General features: G+C 63.4%; 21 protein-coding genes, 1 tRNA gene and 1 pseudogene. 15 read left to right on the top strand and 8 right to left on the bottom strand.

Annotated elements, in window-relative coordinates; translation table 11 throughout:
• The first annotated feature begins 233 nt into the window (after positions 1 to 233).
• The 5 genes from CO670_RS24170 (at position 234) to CO670_RS24150 (ending at position 2,988) form a co-directional block, all read left to right on the top strand.
• Positions 234 to 1,145 carry a PhzF family phenazine biosynthesis protein gene (locus tag CO670_RS24170; protein ID WP_097592540.1) on the top strand — a complete coding sequence of 304 codons (912 nt, stop codon included), beginning with the start codon at positions 234 to 236 and terminating at the stop codon, positions 1,143 to 1,145.
• A gap of 333 nt (positions 1,146 to 1,478) precedes the next feature.
• Positions 1,479 to 1,554: transfer RNA gene (locus CO670_RS24165), tRNA-Lys, on the top strand.
• 151 nt (positions 1,555 to 1,705) lie between these two features.
• The gene (locus CO670_RS24160) at positions 1,706 to 2,002 is read left to right on the top strand and encodes a hypothetical protein (protein ID WP_097592539.1); all 297 of its coding nucleotides are present in this window, start codon (positions 1,706 to 1,708) and stop codon (positions 2,000 to 2,002) included.
• Between the two features lie 232 nt (positions 2,003 to 2,234).
• Positions 2,235 to 2,537 carry a hypothetical protein gene (locus CO670_RS24155; protein ID WP_097592538.1) on the top strand — a complete coding sequence of 101 codons (303 nt, stop codon included), beginning with the start codon at positions 2,235 to 2,237 and terminating at the stop codon, positions 2,535 to 2,537.
• Between the two features lie 166 nt (positions 2,538 to 2,703).
• The gene (locus CO670_RS24150; protein ID WP_141502368.1) at positions 2,704 to 2,988 is read left to right on the top strand and encodes a hypothetical protein; all 285 of its coding nucleotides are present in this window, start codon (positions 2,704 to 2,706) and stop codon (positions 2,986 to 2,988) included.
• Positions 2,989 to 3,307: 319 nt separating this feature from the next.
• Here CO670_RS24150 and CO670_RS24145 read toward each other — a convergent pair whose 3' ends face one another.
• The gene (locus CO670_RS24145) at positions 3,308 to 3,634 is read right to left on the bottom strand and encodes a hypothetical protein (RefSeq protein WP_088687556.1); all 327 of its coding nucleotides are present in this window, start codon (positions 3,632 to 3,634) and stop codon (positions 3,308 to 3,310) included.
• A gap of 555 nt (positions 3,635 to 4,189) precedes the next feature.
• Here CO670_RS24145 and CO670_RS24140 point away from each other — a divergent pair.
• Complete coding sequence (locus tag CO670_RS24140; protein ID WP_097592536.1) at positions 4,190 to 5,005, top strand: sulfurtransferase/chromate resistance protein; 816 nt, start codon at positions 4,190 to 4,192, stop codon at positions 5,003 to 5,005.
• Between the two features lies 1 nt (position 5,006).
• Positions 5,007 to 6,428 (top strand): chromate efflux transporter, encoded by a 1,422-nt coding sequence (gene chrA / locus CO670_RS24135; protein ID WP_097592535.1) that lies wholly within the window; start codon positions 5,007 to 5,009, stop codon positions 6,426 to 6,428.
• Here chrA and CO670_RS24130 read toward each other — a convergent pair.
• A complete protein-coding gene (locus CO670_RS24130) occupies positions 6,425 to 7,756 on the bottom strand; it encodes a hemolysin family protein (RefSeq protein ID WP_097592534.1) in 1,332 nt (443 codons plus the stop codon). The genes chrA and CO670_RS24130 overlap by 4 nt on opposite strands.
• 425 nt (positions 7,757 to 8,181) lie before the next feature.
• On the opposite strand from CO670_RS24130, the gene CO670_RS24125 reads away from it, so the two are divergent.
• On the top strand, positions 8,182 to 8,508 hold the full coding sequence (locus CO670_RS24125; protein WP_097592533.1) for an RcnB family protein: 327 nt from the start codon (positions 8,182 to 8,184) through the stop codon (positions 8,506 to 8,508).
• Positions 8,509 to 8,837: 329 nt separating this feature from the next.
• Here the strand turns inward: CO670_RS24125 and CO670_RS33075 are convergent, their stop codons facing one another.
• The 3 genes from CO670_RS33075 to CO670_RS24115 form a co-directional block, all read right to left on the bottom strand.
• Positions 8,838 to 9,014 carry a hypothetical protein gene (locus tag CO670_RS33075; protein ID WP_176539011.1) on the bottom strand — a complete coding sequence of 59 codons (177 nt, stop codon included), beginning with the start codon at positions 9,012 to 9,014 and terminating at the stop codon, positions 8,838 to 8,840.
• On the bottom strand, positions 9,011 to 10,216 hold the full coding sequence (gene zigA, locus CO670_RS24120) for a zinc metallochaperone GTPase ZigA (RefSeq protein ID WP_097592532.1): 1,206 nt from the start codon (positions 10,214 to 10,216) through the stop codon (positions 9,011 to 9,013). Before zigA ends, CO670_RS33075 begins: the two co-directional genes overlap by 4 nt.
• A 113-nt stretch (positions 10,217 to 10,329) precedes the next feature.
• A complete protein-coding gene (locus CO670_RS24115) occupies positions 10,330 to 11,265 on the bottom strand; it encodes a zinc ABC transporter substrate-binding protein (RefSeq protein WP_245425977.1) in 936 nt (311 codons plus the stop codon).
• Between the two features lie 206 nt (positions 11,266 to 11,471).
• On the opposite strand from CO670_RS24115, the gene znuC reads away from it, so the two are divergent.
• The 4 genes from znuC (at position 11,472) to CO670_RS24095 (ending at position 14,356) form a co-directional block, all read left to right on the top strand.
• Positions 11,472 to 12,407, top strand: coding sequence for a zinc ABC transporter ATP-binding protein ZnuC (znuC, locus tag CO670_RS24110; RefSeq protein ID WP_097592531.1), 936 nt, complete (start codon positions 11,472 to 11,474; stop codon positions 12,405 to 12,407).
• Entirely contained in the window at positions 12,400 to 13,212 is an 813-nt protein-coding gene (znuB, locus tag CO670_RS24105) for a zinc ABC transporter permease subunit ZnuB (protein ID WP_088673387.1), read from the top strand. The genes znuC and znuB overlap by 8 nt, the downstream gene beginning before the upstream one ends.
• Positions 13,209 to 13,607, top strand: coding sequence for a Fur family transcriptional regulator (locus tag CO670_RS24100; protein ID WP_088673388.1), 399 nt, complete (start codon positions 13,209 to 13,211; stop codon positions 13,605 to 13,607). The genes znuB and CO670_RS24100 overlap by 4 nt, the downstream gene beginning before the upstream one ends.
• Before the next feature lie 350 nt (positions 13,608 to 13,957).
• Positions 13,958 to 14,356: an ester cyclase gene (locus CO670_RS24095; protein WP_097592530.1), complete on the top strand. Its 399-nt coding sequence runs from the start codon at positions 13,958 to 13,960 to the stop codon at positions 14,354 to 14,356.
• A gap of 15 nt (positions 14,357 to 14,371) precedes the next feature.
• On the opposite strand, the gene CO670_RS24090 is transcribed toward CO670_RS24095, so the two are convergent.
• Entirely contained in the window at positions 14,372 to 14,740 is a 369-nt protein-coding gene (locus CO670_RS24090) for a hypothetical protein (RefSeq protein WP_097592529.1), read from the bottom strand.
• Between the two features lie 290 nt (positions 14,741 to 15,030).
• Between CO670_RS24090 and CO670_RS24085 the strand changes: the two genes are divergently transcribed.
• Both CO670_RS24085 and CO670_RS24080 read left to right on the top strand, forming a co-directional pair.
• On the top strand, positions 15,031 to 15,432 hold the full coding sequence (locus CO670_RS24085) for a hypothetical protein (RefSeq protein ID WP_097592528.1): 402 nt from the start codon (positions 15,031 to 15,033) through the stop codon (positions 15,430 to 15,432).
• A 113-nt stretch (positions 15,433 to 15,545) separates the two neighbouring features.
• Positions 15,546 to 16,246: pseudogene (locus tag CO670_RS24080) on the top strand (isoprenylcysteine carboxylmethyltransferase family protein).
• 350 nt (positions 16,247 to 16,596) lie between these two features.
• Here the strand turns inward: CO670_RS24080 and CO670_RS24075 are convergent.
• On the bottom strand, positions 16,597 to 17,127 hold the full coding sequence (locus tag CO670_RS24075) for a gamma carbonic anhydrase family protein (protein ID WP_097592527.1): 531 nt from the start codon (positions 17,125 to 17,127) through the stop codon (positions 16,597 to 16,599).
• Between the two features lie 10 nt (positions 17,128 to 17,137).
• Positions 17,138 to 17,833 (bottom strand): fumarylacetoacetate hydrolase family protein, encoded by a 696-nt coding sequence (locus CO670_RS24070; RefSeq protein ID WP_088688324.1) that lies wholly within the window; start codon positions 17,831 to 17,833, stop codon positions 17,138 to 17,140.
• A 272-nt stretch (positions 17,834 to 18,105) separates the two neighbouring features.
• Between CO670_RS24070 and CO670_RS24065 the strand changes: the two genes are divergently transcribed.
• Positions 18,106 to 18,858 (top strand): nucleotidyltransferase domain-containing protein, encoded by a 753-nt coding sequence (locus CO670_RS24065; RefSeq protein WP_097592547.1) that lies wholly within the window; start codon positions 18,106 to 18,108, stop codon positions 18,856 to 18,858.
• The last annotated feature ends 34 nt before the right edge of the window (positions 18,859 to 18,892 follow it).

Raw genomic sequence — 18,892 nt, 5'->3', positions numbered from 1 at the left:
AGGGAAGTTACAAAGGTGCCGGCAGGCGGATGAGGGGCTCTCTCTGTGAGGCCCCTTGCCAGCACCGCCTCCCCGAAAAACAAAAAATCGATTTTCATTAAGCATCACGCGCAAATTCAAGACCGCCGGCGCCTCCCGCCGGAGATGCGTTGTTGTTACCGGACTTAGCGCCTTGCACTCGGTCGCGCGGTCGGGCAGGTTGACGGCGCGATGACCGATTCAGGGAGGCCGATGTGGCGCGAAGCTACAGCGTCTATGACGTGTTCACCGATCGAAAGCTTGCGGGCAACCCGCTGGCGGTGATCTTCGACGGAGACGATCTCAGCGACGAGGCGATGCAGGCGATCACCCGGGAGATCAATCTCTCGGAGACGGTGTTCGTGCAGCCTGCGAGCAATCCAGCCTATGCGGCCAAAATCAGGATTTTTACGCCGGGGCGCGAGCTGCCCTTTGCCGGCCACCCTACAGTCGGCACCGCGATCGCGCTCGCCGAACGCACGCATGGCGCCACCAACCGCGATCTCGTCAGCGTGCTCGAGGAAAATGTCGGGCCGGTGCGTTGTGCCGTCAGGCTGAGGGAGGGCGAGGCGAGCTTTGCCGAATTCGACCTGCCGCGCAAATCGCAGCAGGCCGTCATGCCGCTCGACAAGCTCGGCATGGCCGATGCGCTGTCGCTGAAGGTAACCGAGATCGGCTTCGAAAATCACGTGCCCTCGGTCTGGAGCGCCGGCGTTCCCTTCCTGCTCATTCCGGTGCACGATGTGGGTGCGGCCCAGCGGGTCGATTTCGATCCGCAGCTCTGGGAGAAGATCGTGCCTTTCGCCGACGGCGCGCTCGCCTCGGCCTATGTCTATTGCCGCGGCGGCGTCAACCATGTGGCGAAGTTCCATGCCCGCATGTTCGCAAGCGGCATGGGCATCGTCGAGGATCCGGCGACGGGTGCTGCGGCGGCGGCACTTTCCGGCGCCATCCACCATTTCGACCGGCTGACCGATGGCCATCACCCGATCATGATCGAGCAGGGCGTGGAAATGGACCGGCCGTCCTTCATCCACCTGCATATCGATATTGACGGCGGGGTGATCTCCAACGCCCGGATCGGCGGCCAGGCCGTGCGGCTGGCGAGCGGCACGCTCGACCTTTGAATCGATGGAGCGTCCCTCGCGCTTCCGTCAGCCGCGCTGAGGACGCACTAAAGCGTGTCGCGATCTTTCAGATTCGCTGATCACGCTTTAGATCTTTGTTTTTACGCATTTCTTTCTCACAAAACCGCTGCACACTTTTGCGAGACATGCTTCATCACTTTGAATCGGCGCATAATCCCTTCGGAAAATCTCTTCCGATTTGAGCCTTTCTGCGCTGCATATCAGCCATGCGCAAAAATCTTTGAAATTAACCAAAGAATTTTTGCCGATGCGCTGGACAAGCCTGCCGATCCTGTTTATACGCCCCGTCACACCGCGCAGCCAAGCGCGAACGGGTGATTAGCTCAGTTGGTAGAGCAGCTGACTCTTAATCAGCGGGTCGTAGGTTCGAGCCCTACATCACCCACCAAATCTCTTGAAAAGATCAATATATTAGAATTCAGGCCGAACCTTCGGCCTGTTGAAAGTCTTCGGCGACGAGCGGCTTATTTCGATTATCCGCCGCACTGGCCGTATCGAACCGCGCGCCCTATCTCCTTTCTGCAAAAACGGGGACTTCCATGAAAAGCGTCATCTTCGCGCTCGCCTTGTTGCTGCCGCTGCCGGCTTTTGCTGCCGGGGTGAGGGAAGTCAAAGCGAACGAACATAGCTGCGGCGAGATTGCGCAGATCATCCGTGAGAACAAGAAGGTCTTCGTTCGGGTCGGTTTCGGCGGGCGCAGCTTTCGTTTTCCGCCGGCGCAATGCGGCCCGGGCGACAAGCGCGCCACGACCAGTTTTCGCGATGCGGGCGGAAAGCAATGCGTTCTCGACTATGCCTGCGTCTACGATCCGGCGTCGCTCTACAATTTTCCCTGACGCATCGCGCGTTGAGGCCGAGGCCTCTTTGAATCCTGCGGTTGAAAATTTCTATTTTGGCGCTTGACTCTTTCGCGCTTTAGAACAAAATGAGAACAAATCCAGCGGGAAGCGGCTGGGCTAAAATGTGCCGGAGACGAAGGAAAGGTCGTATTACCGTGGCAATCCGCCTGCTTTTGCAGCGGCCGCGGGCGCGATGGCTGACATCGGTCTCTGAGATCAGGGGTTGTGTATGAAAAGCGTCGTTCTGGCTGTTGCCCTGTTGTTTCCGTCGGCGGTTCTTGCCGCCGAGGCGGTGGAGGTCAATGCCAGGGATCACAGCTGCGAGCAGCTTACGCAGATCATCCGCCAGGAGAAGAGGGTCTTCATCCGCATGGGCCTCGGCGGGCGCAGCTTCCGCTATCCGCCGGCACGGTGCAATCTCGGGGACAAGTACGACGTCGCGCGGGTGAGGGATGCCAGCGGCAGGCTCTGCATCCTCGACTACCAGTGCGTCTACGACCCACAGTCCTTCTACAACAGAATTCCCAAGTAGTCCTTCCGCGAGCCAAGCATCGCCAAGCCAGTCGAGCCTGAGAAGGCGCGAACGCGACCGGCTTGCCCAATGGCGCGAGGGCAATGCGGGAAGGCCGGGTGGGAACGAATGAAATCAGAGCTTTGGCAGAGGTTGAATCCTTCGACCTCCATTTTGGGAGACTATCATGCGTAAGTTGGTTTTTGTGGTAGCCATGCTGATGTCGGGCCCGGCTTTTGCCGGCTGCGAACTCATCTCCGGGCCGTGCTGGACCGAGGGGCGCAATACCTACACGATGGAACGGAATTCCGGCGGCAGCTACAATACCTATCGCAACGGCGATCCCTATTCGCAGACGCAGCAGACCCTCGGCGGCACCTACCGCGAGACCGTCTACGGCGGCGGTTCGCGCACCTACAATTACGATCCCTATAAGGGGGCCGACGGCAAGAAGGGCAAAAACGGCTGGTAACCCGCAGGCTCGGCATCGGTGCCGCGGGCAAGAAAAAAGGCCGGGCGAAACTCGCACCGACCTTCCTCGATTTGTCTCAATGACGGCTGCCAGTACCTCCGTGGTCAGCCGCCAGAGACAATCTCTATGACCTGTAGATAAGCGTGGATTGCGGTTATTCAAGGGCCGGCCGCGGAAAAGAAGCTGCGCCGGCTGCGTGGCGCTGAGATCGGGATCGCCGCAAGAGGAGGGGTGTGTTCAAGACATAGATCCTCCTTGGCGTGTCCCGTCGGATACGCCAAGGAGGCATCTAACGCGGCTTCCCTCGACCGGGCAGCGGTTACTGCTGGGCAGGAGCAGCCGGCGGAGTGGCCGGTGCGGGTGCCGGAGCAGGCGTTGCGCTGTTATCGGCCGGAGCCATCGGCGTTGCCGGGGCCGGGGCGGGGGCCGGTGTGGACTGGGTCGTGGAGGCTGTCGTATCCGGCGAAGTGCCGGGAGGTGTGCTGCTCCACTGCGAATAGGCGAATGCAGCAACAGCGATCACGGCCAATGCAGCGACCCAGACAACCCACGTATTGCTGGTGCGCGCAGTCGGCGTCGTGCGCAGATCCAAATTCGGATTCAGCGGGCGGTTGGGATCGTTGGCATTATTGGGGTCGTACGTCATGGTACTTTCTCCTCTTTCGGTGACTAATAAATGAGCGAACGAGGTTTTTGTTCCATTCTGGGGCCGGAGGCCCTTGTTATCAGGGCTTTCCGGCGGTTGGTGGCTCGATTGGGTTGAGCAAAGTCAAGCAGCGACCTATGTGCCGTGCGGCCCCCTCATCTGCCTGCCGGCATCGACCTGGGTCGAGCCACGCGTCTCGCCCCGTCCTTCGGACCCCCGCTGGGGAGAAGGGACTCGTGGCGGCGTCTTGCCCTTCTTGAAGGCATCGTTTGTGGACGCAGAGTTCTCGGCTTGTCCGCTTCTCCCCTCGGGGAGAAGATGCCGGCAGGCAGATGAGGGGGCTACACGGCACGTCCTCCGTTGCTGTTCGCTTCGCCTTGAGCGGCAAGCGAAAGGTGGAAGAGGTCGGTGGCCAGCACGCGACAGCATCGCCGTACGCGCTTGACACAACGGCGGCAGTTTGCGCATGATTTTCTTCTGGGGTTGCGATCACCCCACGAGGCGACATGCCGAAGAATCGCGTCCGGTAAAACCCGATCAACGGAGGGACGCGTCATGCCGTCATTTCTCGAAATATCTCCCGACAAGCTCAGCCGCCTCATCGGAACCCCGGCTGCGCCCTGCATCATCGACGTCCGCACCGAGGAGGATTTTACGCTCGATCCGCGCCTGGTGCCGGGCTCGATCCGGCGCGGCCATGCCGACGTTGCGTCCTGGGCCGGCGAAATCGATGCCGATGCCGTCGTCGTGGTCTGCCAGAGGGGCGCCAAGCTCAGCCATGGTGTCGCCGCCTATCTCAGACATGCCGGGATCGAGGCCGAAACGCTCGAAGGCGGTTTCGAAGCCTGGGCCGCGGCCGGGCCTGCGGTGCCCGAGAAGAAGCTGCCGCGCCGCGACGGGCAGGGGCGCACCGTCTGGGTGACGCGGGCGCGGCCGAAGATCGACCGCATCGCCTGTCCCTGGCTGATCCGCCGCTTCGTCGATCCGAACGCCGTCTTCCTGTTCGTGCCGGCGCCGGAGGTCCTGGCCGTCGGCGAGCGCTTTGCAGCCGAGCCCTTCGATATCGAAGACGTGTTCTGGAGCCATCGCGGTGAGCTCTGCACCTTCGATGTCATGGTCGAGGAGTTCGGGCTGGCGCTGGAGCCGCTGCTGCGCCTGGCGAAAATCGTCAGGGCGGCGGATACGGCAAGGCTCGACCTTGCGCCGGAGGCGGCGGGCCTGCTGGCGGCCTCGCTCGGCCTTTCCAGAATGTATTCCGACGATCTGGAGCAGCTCGAGGCCGGCATGCTTCTCTATGACGCCTTCTTCCGCTGGTGCCGCGACGCGACCGAGGAAACCCACAACTGGCCCGCGCCGAAAAAGAGGGCATGAGATGGTCGAGATGGTAGAAAATGCGCCCGCCGGGCAGGCGGGGAAGAAAGATGCGGGCAAGGGGCATCATCACGGGGTCCCGTTCGCAGAAGCGTTGCGCGTGTGGCTGCGCGTCGCCGCGCTCAGCTTCGGCGGCCCGGCCGGCCAGATCGCCGTCATGCACCGGATCATCGTCGACGAGAAGCGATGGATCGGCGAGCACCGTTTCCTGCATGCCCTGAATTACTGCATGCTGCTTCCCGGGCCCGAGGCGCAGCAGCTCGCCGTCTATATCGGCTGGCTGATGCACCGGACATGGGGCGGGCTCGTCGCCGGCGTGCTCTTCGTGCTGCCGGGATTCCTGTCGATCCTCGCCCTCAGCTATATCTATGCGGCCTATGGCAGCGTCGGCATCGTCGCCGGCCTGTTCTTCGGCCTGAAGGCGGCGGTGCTCGCCGTCGTCGTTCAGGCCGTCATCCGCATCGGCGGCCGGGCGCTGCGGAACCGCGTCATGCTTGCGCTTGCGGCCGCGGCCTTCATCGCCATCTTCTTCTTCCATGTGCCGTTCCCGCTGATCGTGCTTTCCGCCGCCATCTCCGGCTATCTCGGTGGCCGCCTCGGGCTCGAAGCGTTTACCCCGGGCGGCGGCCACAAGGCCGCGGGCGGCCCGGTGCTGTCGGATGCCGAGTCGGCGCTCGGCGAGGGCATTCCCGACCATGCCCGCCCCAATCTCGTCTGGTCGCTCGGCGTCTCGGCGGCGCTGCTTGTTCTCTGGCTCGCGCCCGTCGCAGCGCTTTACGCCTTCTTCGGGCCGGGCGACGTCTTCAGCCAGATCGGCCTGTTCTTCAGCAAGATGGCGGTCGTCACCTTCGGCGGCGCCTATGCCGCGCTCGCCTATGTCGCGCAGGAGGCCGTGCAGCATTTCGGCTGGCTGAAACCGGGCGAGATGCTCGATGGCCTCGGCATGGCCGAGACGACGCCGGGGCCGCTGATCATGGTGCTGCAGTTCGTCGGCTTCATGGGCGCCTTTCGCAATCCCGGCTCGCTCGATCCGATGGTGGCCGCCACGCTTGCCGCAATCCTGACGACCTGGGTGACCTTCGTGCCCTGCTTCCTCTGGATCTTCCTCGGCGCGCCCTTCATCGAAAAGCTGCGCGGCAATGTGGCGCTCGCCGGGGCCATGTCGGCAATCACGGCGGCAGTGGTCGGCGTCATCCTCAACCTCGCCATCTGGTTCGGCCTGCACACGCTGTTTGCCGAGGTCGCGTCCGTCAGTGTCGGCAGCCTGCGGCTCGATATTCCGGTGCTGCAATCGGCCGTGCCGGCGGCAATGGCGCTCTCTGCCGCCGCTGCCATCGCGATCTTCCGCTTCAAGACCTCGGTCATCACGACGCTGATGGCCTGCGCCATCTCAGGCATGCTCTGGACGCTGGCAATGGGTTAGCTAACGGCCCCGTCCGCCGGGACGCGCGTCGCCAGGATCTTGTCGATGCGCATGCCGTCCATGTCGATCACCTCGAAGCGCCAGTCTTCGAAGAGGAAGATTTCGCCGGTTTCGGGAATATGCTGGAGCTGATGCAGCGCAAAACCCGCCAGCGTGTGGAAATCGGCGTCGGGACGGTCCTTGAGGCCGAGGCGCTCGAAGGCGTCGAAGGCCGGCATCATCGCGTCGATCAGCAGCGAGCCGTCGTCGCGGATGATGATGTCGGGTTCCTCGTCCGCCCCCGGCAGGTCGCCGGCGATGGCTTCCAGCAGGTCGGTCTGGGTGACGATGCCTTCGAGGCTTCCATATTCGTCGATGACGATGGCAAGGCGCACGGGCGAGGCCTTGAAGGCGTCGATCACGCGGACGACCTTGGTGCCCTCGTGCAGCACCAGCGGCTGCTTGATCACCTCCATCGGCCGCACCTTGCCGCCGTCCAGCACCTGGTCGAGAAGGTCCTTCTTCAGCACCATGCCGATCGGCTCGTCGATCGAGCCGCGGGCGACCAGCAGTTGCTCATGGCTGCATTCGCGGATGGTTTTCAGGATTTCGGCCTCGCTGTCGTCAGCGTCGAACCATTCGATATCGAGGCGCGGCGTCATGATGTCGGAAATCGGCCGGTCGCCGATGTTGAACACCCGCTCCACGAGCTGCTGCTGCACCGGGTTCAGAAGGCCGGCCTCCTGGCTCTCGGCGACGAGCAGCTTCAGCTCCTGCGGCGAGTGGAAGGAGGATTCGCCGGTTCCGGCGCGAAGGCCGACCGCCTTGAGAACGAGATTGCCGAGGCCGTTCAGCGTGAAGATCGCCGGCTTGAACAGCACGAGGAAGAGGCCGAGCGGGCGCACGACGGCAAGCGAAGTGGCTTCGCTGCGCTGAAGCGCCAGGCTTTTCGGCGCGAGTTCCCCGAGCACGATATGCAGCGCGGTGATGATGACGAAGGCGATGACGACGGCAACCGTATGCGCCCCGGTCGTCGCCCAGGGCTGAGGCAGGAAAGAGAGTAGGGGCTCGATCAGATGGGCAAGCGCCGGCTCGCCGACCCAGCCGAGCGCCAGCGAGGAGATGGTGATGCCGAGCTGTGTGGCTGCGAGGTTGGAGTCGAGATTGTCGACGGCGCGCTGCAGGGCGGTGGCATTCATCCGGCCTGCCGCGACGAGCTCGGCGACACGGCTGCGCCGGACGGAAACCAGGGCGAATTCAGCGGCGACGAAAAAGCCATTGGCGGCCACGAGAAAGAACACGGCGAATACCCCGACGAAGTCGAAGAGCCCACCCGCGGATTCGGACATGTTTTCCTTACCTCTGAATTGACGCGAGTCCGAAACTACACGCTCGCACACTGCTGACAAGGCGCAGCCGGTATTCTTTCCGGCGGGGAAGGGGTCGGCCTAGCCGTGTTTTGAGGCCTGGTGTTCCATTAGATATCGCTTCGGCGTGCCGCGCCACCGATCGCAGTTGCCGGCGCCCTGAGGTCTCCGGCGAACGAGGCTGCGACCTCTCTTCGACGTCATGCTGAGGTGCCCCGCAGGGGCCTCGAAGGACGAGGCCGGCCACCGGCGCCTGCGGTAGACATTGGGGTGTATAAGATTAATCTAAATTATAAACCGGGACCCGCAGGCCTCAGATTCCATTACGAAAGTTTAATTTAAATTTCAGTTTCGGTTCATCTTTCCGGCCCTAATTTGCTCCCGTGCCCCACACAAGGAACCCCCACATGAAAAAGATCTTTGCAGCTCTTCTGTCCGCCTCCTTCCTTCTCTCGCCGATCGTCGCCTCGCAGGCGAGCGCCGATGATTTCCGCCGTCCGCCGGTCGTCGTCAAGAAGAAGGTGATCGTCGAGAAGACGGTGGTTCGGCCGCATTGGAAGAAGGGATACCGCGTCGACGCCGGCGAGCGCCGCCGGTTTCACGACGTCAACGACTACCGTCGCTACCGGCTGGCGCCTCCGCCGCGCGACTATCGCTGGGTGCGCGCCGACAACGACTTCCTGCTGATCGGCGTCACCAGCGGCGTCATCTCCAGCATCATCGCCGGGCGGTGATGGCAGGATGAATGAGGGCGGCTTCGGCCGCCCTTTCCAGTTCCGGGAGAAAGATGGTCGCACCGTCCGGCATAAAGGTGCCGTCTAAAATAGACACTCCGTATCGATAAAGCACCGCCGTTCCCCACACACTCCTCATTCCTGTCCTCGGGCTTGACCCGAGGGATGTCACAGGAATCCAGCCACCGCGCGTCGGCGCGGTGAATGACGCTACGCGACTGAAGAAGAGTCTTCCGCGCCCAAGGACTTGGGCGCGCTGGATCCCTGTGACATCCCTCGGGCGAAGCCTGAGGCCACAGGGATGAGGGTGGATGGGGAGTGGTCAGCGCCTAATTTTGCCCCCGTACCGCCGTTACCCGCTTGTAAATCATGCCAAGCAATCCCTTTGGTGTTCGATCAACCTTAGCCTCCCGCTCATGCGTCAACGGATGCAGCCCCTCGATCGGCGGCAGCGGATCGCATTCCTCGCAGACGCAGCGGTAGCGCTTGATCGCCGTCGCCTTCATGCGGCCTGCCTGTTCCAGCTGGCGAATGGGTCGGGGAGGTTGCGCCAGCGTTCTGGCGTGAAGGCATCGCCTTCGATCAGACAGGCGTCGAGTTCGCTGCGGATCCAGGCCTCGTCCATCGGATCGGCGCCGATGAAGACGATTTCCTGGCGGCGGTCGCCCCAGACGGCGTCGAGATAGGGGCCGATGGCGTTGAGGAAGCCCGGTTCCCGCGGCCATTGTTCGCGCGGGACGGCCGCCCACCACAGGCCCATCTTGCCGGTGCGCACGATCGCACCCGCCTGGCTGATCTCGCCGACATGGTGCGGGCGGGTCGCAAGCCAGAAGAAGCCTTTGGCGCGCACCACGCCCGGCCAGCTCTTGTCGAGAAAGGCCTGGAGCCTGGCCGGGTGGAACGGCCGCTTCTCGCGGTAGACGAAGGAGCGGATGCCGTATTCCTCGGTCTCCGGCACATGGTCCCTGAAGCCGTGCAACTCCTTGTACCAGAGCGGATGGGTCTCGGCCTTGTCGATGTCGAAGCGGCCGGTGCCGAGCACCTCCGTCAGCGCCACCTTGCCGAAATCCGCCTCGATCAGCGTCGCATCCGGGTTCAGGCCGGTGATGATCTTGCGCGCGGCGTCGCGTTCATCCTCGCTTGCCGTGCCGATCTTGTTCAGCACCACGACATCGGCGAATTCGATCTGCTCGACCAGCAGGTCGACGATGGTTCTGTTGTCGCCGTCACCTGCCGTTTCGCCGCGGTCGGCGAGGAAATCGGCCGAGGCGTAATCGGCAAGCAGATTGGCGGCGTCGACGACCGTCACCATCGTATCGAGCCTTGCCATGTCGGACAGGCTTTCGCCGTTCTCGTCGCGGAATTCGAAGGTGGTGGCGACGGGCAGGGGTTCGGCGATGCCGGTGGATTCGATCAGCAGGTAATCGAAGCGGCCCTGGTTTGCGAGATCGCGCACCTCCTTCAACAGGTCGTCGCGCAGCGTACAGCAGATGCAGCCATTGGTCATTTCGACCAGCTGTTCCTCGGTGCGCGAGAGATTGGCGCCGCCATCGCGCACCAGGGCGGCGTCGATATTCACCTCGCTCATGTCGTTGACGATGACGGCGACGCGCATGCCCTCGCGATTGGCGAGCACGTGGTTGAGCAGCGTCGTCTTGCCGGCGCCGAGAAAGCCGGAGAGCACCGTGACCGGAAGTCTGTTGTCCATGGAAACCTCATTGATGATAATGTTATATCATTACATGCGTGGTGCCGAAAAAAGGCGGAACGGGGTCATCCGCCTCTTTCCGCCTCAGCTCTCTCTGCGAGATCGCACGGCAATCATGCGCTGGAGAGGCAGGCCTTCATGCTGTCGGCGATGCCACGCATGAGGGTGAAGTAGAGATCGGGGCCGGCCTTCAGCGTCGCCGCTTCCGGATCGAGCACGCCCGATTTGGCGCTCGTGCCTTCGATGACGACCTTGACGAGGCGCGGCTCGAATTGCGGCTCGGCAAAGACGCAGGTTGCGCCGAGTTCGCCGACCTTGCGGTGGATTTCCGAGACGCGCTCGGCGCCCGGAATGGTCTCCGGGCTGACGGTGATCGAGCCCGCGACGCGGATGCCGTAGCGGTGTTCGAAATATTGGTAGGCGTCGTGGAAGACGACGAAGGGCTTGTCCTTGACCGGGGCGACGGTGGCAGCGATCTCCTTGTCCAGCGCCGTCAGCCTGTCGTCCAGCGCCTTGGCATTGGCCTGATAGGTCAGCGCATTGGCGGGATCGGCGGCGACCAGAGTCGTGGTGATCACGGCGGCCATCGCCTTGGCATTCATCGGATCGAGCCAGAGATGCGTATCGAAAGCGCCGTGCTCGTGCTCATGTTCCTCATGATGGGCGTGCTTGTCCCCATGTCCGTGGCCATCGTCATGGCCGGAGCCGGCGGCCTCATGAACGCCGTCATCATGCGGCTCGAAGGCGCCGCCTTCGCGGAAGGGCAGCTTGACGAGGCCGGGGGCGTTGTCGAGCTCGACGACGCTGGCATCCGAGCCCAGCGCCTCGAGCGGCTTTTCGAGGAAGGCCTCGAGGCCCGGGCCGGTCCAGAAAACCACCTTGGCCTCCTGCAGCGCCCGCGCATTCGACGGCTTCAGGCTGTAGGTGTGCGGGGAGGCGGCGCCATCGACGATCAGCTCCGGTTCGCCCACACCCTGCATGATCGCCGAAACCAGCGAATGGATCGGCTTGATCGAGGTGACGACGACGGGCGCGTCCGCCGCCCGCATGGTGCCGGCGAAGAGCAAAGCAGGGACCGCCAGGGCCGGGATGGCGAGGACGGCCGGAATTCTGAGGGCCAGGGTTTTAAGGGTATGGCCGGGGGCGCGTTTCATCATATGCTCCGCTTGAATTGCAGATGTTATGTTATTACATCAATTGCGTTATGCTATAACGTGTGCAATAGCAGGATGCAACAGCGCTGTCGGAAAATTTGATGCTCTCTCCCGCAAATACGAAGGGCGAACGGTTGGTTTCGCTCGACAATGTCGGCGTTCTCAGGAACGGCCGCTGGCTGGTGCGCGGCGTCGAGTTCTCCGTTTCGCGCGGCGAGATCGTCACGCTGATCGGGCCGAACGGCTCCGGCAAATCGACGAGCGCAAAGGCCGCGATCGGCGTGTTGAAGCCGGATGAGGGCAGGGTGGAGCGGCTGGCCGGGCTGAAGGTCGGCTATGTCCCGCAGAAGCTTTCGATCGACTGGACGCTGCCGCTGACGGTGCGCCGGCTGATGACGCTGACCGGCCCGCTGCCGCAGCGCGACATGCAGGCGGCGCTGGAAGCCGCCGGCATCGCCCATATGATCGATGCCGAGGTGCAGCATCTCTCCGGCGGCGAGTTCCAGCGGGCGCTGATGGCCCGGGCGATCGCCCGCAAGCCCGATCTTTTGGTGCTCGACGAGCCGGTGCAGGGCGTGGATTTCTCCGGCGAGATCGCGCTCTACGATCTCATCAAATCGATCCGCAACGCCAGCGGCTGCGGCATCCTGCTGATCTCGCACGATCTGCATGTCGTCATGGCCGAAACCGATACGGTAATCTGCCTCAACGGCCATGTCTGCTGCCGCGGCACGCCGGAGGCCGTCAGCCGCAGTCCGGAATATGTGCGCCTCTTCGGCAGCCGGGCGGCCCAGACGCTCGCCGTCTATAGCCATCACCACGACCACACGCATCTGCCGGATGGCCGCGTGCTGCATGCCGATGGCTCCGTGACGGATCATTGCCACCCCGATGACGGTCATCACGCACATGACGGGCATGAGCACGCACATGCCGGGGATGGCCACACACATGCTCATGATCACGATGATCATCACGGGCACGATCATGCGCATGAACATGCCCATTCCCGCAGCGGGGAGGGCCGCCATGCTTGACGATTTCTTCGTGCGCGCCATCCTTGCCGGCGTCGGGCTGGCGCTGACGACGGGGCCGCTAGGCTGCTTCATCATCTGGCGGCGCATGGCCTATTTCGGCGATACGATCGCCCATTCGGCGCTGCTCGGCGTGGCGCTGTCGCTGCTCTTCGAACTCAACCTGACGCTCGCCGTCTTCGCGGTCGCCGCTCTCGTCTCGGTGCTGCTGCTCTTCCTGCAGAAGCGCCAGGCGCTGTCGGCCGATGCGCTGCTCGGCATTCTCTCGCATGCGACGCTGGCGATCGGCCTCGTCATGGTCGCCTTCATGAGCTGGGTGAGGATCGATCTCATCGCCTTCCTGTTCGGCGATATCCTTGCCGTCTCCACGACCGATATTGCGCTGATCTGGGGCGGCGGGCTCTTCGTGCTGGCGGCGATCGCCTGGCTCTGGCGGCCGCTGCTGGCGGCCACCGTCAATGCCGAGCTTGCCGAGGCCGAGGGGCTGCGGCCCGAGCGGGCGCGGCTCTTCTTCATGCTGCTGATGGCCGTCGTCATCGCGATTGCCATGAAGATCGTCGGCATCATGCTGATCACCTCGCTGCTGATCATTCCGGCCGCCGCGGCGCGGCGCTTCTCGGTCACGCCGGAGATCATGGCCGTGCTCGCCTCGCTGATCGGGGCGGCCGCTGTCGTCGGCGGGCTGTTCGGCTCGCTCACCTACGACACGCCGTCCGGCCCCTCGATCGTGGTGGCGGCGCTCGTCCTCTTCATTCTCAGCCTGCTTCCCGTCAGGCGCCGCGCGGTCATGCAAGGACAAGGCTCATGACAACACCGCAACTCACCAAGAACCAGTCGCTTGTTTTCGACGTGCTCGAAAAGGCCGAAGGGCCGCTCAGCGCCTACACCATCCTCGACAAGCTGCGCGACCACGGTTTTCGCGCGCCGCTGCAGGTCTACCGGGCGCTGGAAAAGCTGCTCGAATACGGCGTCGTGCACCGGCTCGAAAGCATCAACTCCTTCGTCGCCTGCGCCCATCCCGGCGACAACTGCCACAGCCACGGTATCGTCGCCTTCGCCATCTGCGAAAGCTGCGGCCAGGTGATGGAATTCCACGACCACGAGGTCGACCACCGGCTGATGGGCTGGGTGCGTGGGCAGAAGTTCAAGCCCGAGAAGACGACGATCGAGATCCGCGGACTGTGCGAGGCTTGTGCGGCGTAAGTGGCATATCCTATCGCGCCGATGGGGTTTCGTTCGGGGCGCTAACCTCACCGCCCTCATTCCTGTGCCCGTCACAGGAATCCAGCCACCGCGCGTCCGCGCGGTGAATGACTTCTCCCGTAGAAGAGTCTCTCGCGCCCAACGACTTGGGCGCACTGGATTCCTGTGACGAGCACAGGAATGAGGGCGAGTGGGCTAAGGTCGCCTAAAGATTTTCCGTCGGCGGATGGAGATGGTCTTTGCCCTTGTAAACTAGACGATCGCCTCGCGCTCGGGCGTACTCGCCACTGGCAAGCGCGATTCCAGCGCTATCTCTGCCGCGACGCTGTAGGCAAGCCAGGAGCGCGCCCGTGACCAAGACCGAACTCGAAGACATCTACCGCGGCTACATCGCCTGCCTCAACCGGCAGGAATGGGCGGATCTCGGCCGGTTCGTCGATGACGGCGCTGTCCACAATGGCCGCCGGCTCGGGCTTGCAGGTTACGTCGCCATGCTGGAGCGGGATTTCGACGAGATTCCCGATCTTCATTTCAATGTGCTGATGCTGGTTGCCGATCCGCCTTATCTCGCCTGCCGGCTCCAGTTCGACTGCCGGCCGAAGGCACAGTTTCTCGGCCTCGATGTCAACGGCAGGTGCATCTCCTTTGCCGAGAACGTGATCTACGAATTTCGTGGCGGCAGGATCGTCGAGGTCTGGTCGGTGATCGACAAGGCAGCGATCGAGGCGCAACTTGCTGGCGGAAACTGATGGCCCGTCGTCGTGTCAGATGATGGCGGTGCGTTCGCCGAAAGGCGTGTCGTCGTCGAAATTGCGGGTGCCGATCCGCTCGCTTTCACCTGACAGCAGGGGCCGTTCCGCTGGTTCGCCGGCCTGTTCGCCGTCTTCCGATGCTGAATGCCTGCGCCGCTTTTGCGCTTCTTCGTCATCGACGATCAGATCGGCATGCGGGATGAGATCGCTTGCGGTTTCTTTTTCCGCAGCCCGCTTCGACGCCAGCTGATCGGCGGTGATCTCAGACTGGCGGGCGGCGATCCAGGCATTGTCGGGTTCGGTCTCGATCGAGGTGCTGGTGCCGATCCTGGTCGGTTCGGAGGCGGCGGTAGAGGTGATAGGGCTGATGGCGTCGACCATGAAATTCTCCTGCCGGCGGTTCCCGGGGGCGGCGGCTTCGGCCGCCATGGAGACATATTGGGGCTGACGGGAAAACCGCAAGGGGAGGCGGTCGCCCCTCGAGAAGAGCCGAAAACCGGGTGCGGCTGGCCTAAATTCGACGAAGAATTGCATGTCCGATTCGCTGCGTGACGCGTGCAAGATGTAAGAATCAGAAACACTTTGTGACTAAGTCCCTACAAAAGCAGCGTTTTTCGACTTGCGGCGCAAGAAGAGATGACAGATATTGCTCAAATGTTGAGGACCCTGTCATGATCCGAATGATAGAAAACCCGGCCGAGCTCGCCGGTGAAGACATCACTGGCAAATATATTCTCCGCAAGCTCAACTATCATTGGTTCGCTTACGGCAAGGCAGCCATCGTGACCGCCTGCAAGGGAACGATCCTCCATCTCGATCGCGAGGAAACGGTCTATTCCGAGCGCTGGGGCCGCCGCGCCTATACCGGCACCGGCAAGCGCTATCCCGGCGGCATTTGTCCCATTTCGGCGGTCGCCTGTGTCTGCGATACGCCCGACGACGTCAACGCCGTCATTCAGCTGGATGTCGAGGCGCAGGACGAATTCTATCAGCTGATCGCCAAGACGGAGGCCAGGGTTCGTGCACTCGCCGCCTCGTCGGGCGCGACCCCGTTTCTGGAAGCGGCCGAGTAAGCCTGCCATTTCTTGCGTGCTAGCGGCTTGCTGTGCGCCTTTCACCTCCTAAATCCGGCCTGGGGCTGTTAGACCCGGACGAGATCTGCCGGCAGCGGGAGCGGAGAACGGTGATGACGCAGCAGCAGACAGGGTTCGGCCAGGCCGTCGCGCCTTCGCTCGGCTCGCTCGCCATAACAGTCATCATCATGTTCGCCGCGCTGTTCTGGCCGGCCGGCCGGCTCGACTGGCCACGCGGCTGGATGTTCCTCGCTTCTTCATCCTGCTGACGGCGGTTGCGATCGTCTGGATCTGGCGGACGAATCCGGAGCTGTTTGCGGCGCGCAGCCGATATCAGAAGGGCACCAAGCCCTGGGACGCCGTTGTGGCGACGCTGACGATCATCCTCTTCGCCGCCATCCTGCCGGTCGGCGCCTTCGACGACGGACGCTTCCATTGGGCGCCGCAGCCGGGCTGGATCGTGCTGATCGGCTATATCCTGATGACGGCGGGTTATCTCGGCCTCACCTGGGCGCAATCGGTCAACCGCCATTTCGAGCCGACGGTGCGCATCCAGACCGACCGCGACCACAAGGTCATCGATACCGGCCCCTATGCCGTCATCCGCCACCCGGGCTATGCCTTCGCCATCGTGCTCGCCGCCGGCATGGCGCTGTCGCTCGGCTCGCTCTATGCGCTGATCCCTGCGGGGTTGCTGGTCGTCGTGCTGTTCGGGCGGACGCTCGGGGAGGAGATGGAATTGCGCCGGGGGCTCGAGGGATATGTGGAATATATGGATCGGGTGCGGTGGCGCTGGGTTCCGGGTGTGTGGTGAGGGGTGGTTGTGGTATGTCTATCTTGCCCTTCGCTTGGGCTCAGGGCACTCGCTCCTCGCGTCGCTCACCCCCTCATCTGCCTGCCGGCATCGACCTGGGTCGAGCCACGCGTCTCGCCCCGTCCTTCGGACCCCCGCTGGGGAGAAGCGGAATCGCAGCGGCGTCTCGCCCTTATCGAGCGGATCCTCTGTGACGCGAAGCCCTCCGCTTGCTGCCTCTTCTCCCCAACGGGGAGAAGGTGGCCCGAAGGGTCGGATGAGGGGGGTGAGGAGCGAAAGCGACGAGCGCCTTGAGCGGCAAGCGAAAGGCAGACGGAGGATATATTTCCCGGGAAGGAGCCTCCGCCAGTTCACCCGATCTGCTTCAGATCCCGCGCGAACCGCTGCCAGTTCTTCACATAATTCTCCGCCGAGCGCCTGATGCCCGCGACGGCCTTCTCATCCAGCACCCGCACGACGCGCGCCGGCGCGCCGACGATCAGCGAATTATCGGGAAACTCCTTGCCCTCCGTCACCAGCGCATTGGCGCCGACGAGGCAGTTGTTGCCGATTTTTGCGCCGTTGAGGATGGTTGCGCCCATGCCGATCAGCACGTTGTCGCCGAGCGTGCAGCCGTGCAGGATGGCGTGGTGGCCGATGGTGCAGTTTTCTCCCGTCTTCAGCGGAAAGCCCATGTCGGTATGGGCCATGACGCCTTCCTGGATGTTGGTGCCGGCGCCGATGGTGATCTTCTCATTGTCGCCGCGCAGCACCGAGCCGAACCAGATGCCGACATTCTCGCCGAGTTCGATATCGCCGATGACATGCGCATCCGGCGCGATCCAGTGGAGGCCGGCGGGCGGCAGTTTCGGGGTCAGTCCGCCAAGCGCGTAGATGGGCATCGGCCTCTCCTCACACGACGTCGACCGACAGCGTCGCCACGCCGTCGATGCCGCAGGTGATGCGGTCGCCCCTCGCAACCGCGCCGACGCCGGCCGGCGTGCCGGTCATGATGATGTCGCCCGGCGCCAGCACGAAGAGCTTGGAGAGTTCGGCGATGATCTCCGGCACCTTCCAGATCATCTGGTTGAGGTCGCCGTCCTGCATGCGTTTGCCGTTCTGCTCCAGCCAGATCCGGCCGGCGGCGGGATGGCCGAGACGGCTTGCCGGCATGATCGCCGAGACCGGGGCGGAATGTTCGAAGGCCTTGGCGAGCTCCCAGGGCCGGCCGAGCTTCTTTGCTTCGCCTTGCAGGTCGCGGCGGGTGAAATCGATGCCGACGGCATAGCCATAGATGCAGTCGAGCGCATTCTCGGCCTTGATGTTCGCGCCGCCCGCCTTCAGCGCCAGCACGCATTCGACCTCGTAATGCACGTCGTTCGACAGCGGCGGATAGGGAAAGCCATTGCCTGCCGGCAGCAGGTTGTCGGCATTCTTCTGGAAGAAGAAGGGCGGCTCACGCGTCGGGTCGTGGCCCATTTCGATCGCATGGTCGGCATAGTTGCGCCCGACGCAATAGACGCGGCGCACCGGAAAACGATCGTCCCGGCCATCCACCGGCAACAGAACCGGGGCGGGAAGCGGGATGACGGTGGCGAGATCGGACATGGGCGAGCCTTCCTGTTGACGAGTCTTTGGCGCATCTTAGACGCAAAACGGCGGGGCGGGGAAGCATTCTTGCCGGATTGACGCTGCCGCGGCCGGGCGCTACGCTGACATCCATGAACAGGAATTTCGCAGTCTCCACGACGTCTACGACCACCGCCTGGCGGTGGGCTACGGACGCGTGAACTGAATTCAGTTCATTCTGCCGAGACCCAACCCGCCGGAAACGAGCGGGTTTTTTGTTGCCGCTCGTCTCCCCATTCGAGGACGAGATCGTGGACGACATCCAGAAACAGATCGTTGCCGAGCGGGCGTTTGCCGCCGCCCGCCGCGCCCTTGCCAGCCGCTATGCCGGGGCCGCCTTCGCCTATGTCTCCGGCTCGATCATGCGCGGCGAGGGCACCGTATTTTCGGACATCGACCTGGTCGTGGTGTTTCCGTCGCTGGAAAGAGCCTGGCGGGAATCCTTCACGGAAGAAGGTTTTCCGGTCGAGGCCTTCGTCCATGATGAAGAGACGCTGGCGCATTATCTTCATGCCGATGCCGAGAGCGGCTATCCCATCATGGTCAATATGGTTGCAACCGGCAGCATCGTCGGGCCGGAGAGCGGTCGCGCGCGCCTGATTCAGGCAAAGGCGGCTGAAGTGCTGGCCGCAGGGCCGAAGCCGCTTGCCGGCGCAAACTACGACATGCTGCGCTATCAGGTCACCGATCTTGCCGATGACCTGCGCGGCGACCGCCCGCCGGAAGAAATCGCCGCCATCGCCGCGGCTCTCCACCAGAAGCTTGCCGACCTGATGCTGCTCGGGCGCGGCGCATGGACCGGCCGCGGCAAATGGGCACCGCGCCTGTTGTGCAGGCTCGATGTGCAATTAGCGGACGATTTCGATGCTGCATTCAGGCTGGCGGCGCAGGGCGATGGCGGCCGGCTCCTCGCATTGGCCGACCGCGAGCTCGCTTCGCACGGCGGCCGCCGTTTCGACGGCTTCAGGCAGGAGGCTCCGCTGGAGGCGCGGCGGCGGGAATAATCATGCCGCCAGGGCGCCGGCGCCCAAGGGAGCC

Source organism: Rhizobium sp. J15 (genome assembly GCF_002531825.1).
In the GTDB taxonomy this organism is placed as follows: domain Bacteria; phylum Pseudomonadota; class Alphaproteobacteria; order Rhizobiales; family Rhizobiaceae; genus Rhizobium.
Note: the sequence above shows the minus strand (reverse complement) of the source record. Positions and strands in the feature narration are given on the sequence as shown.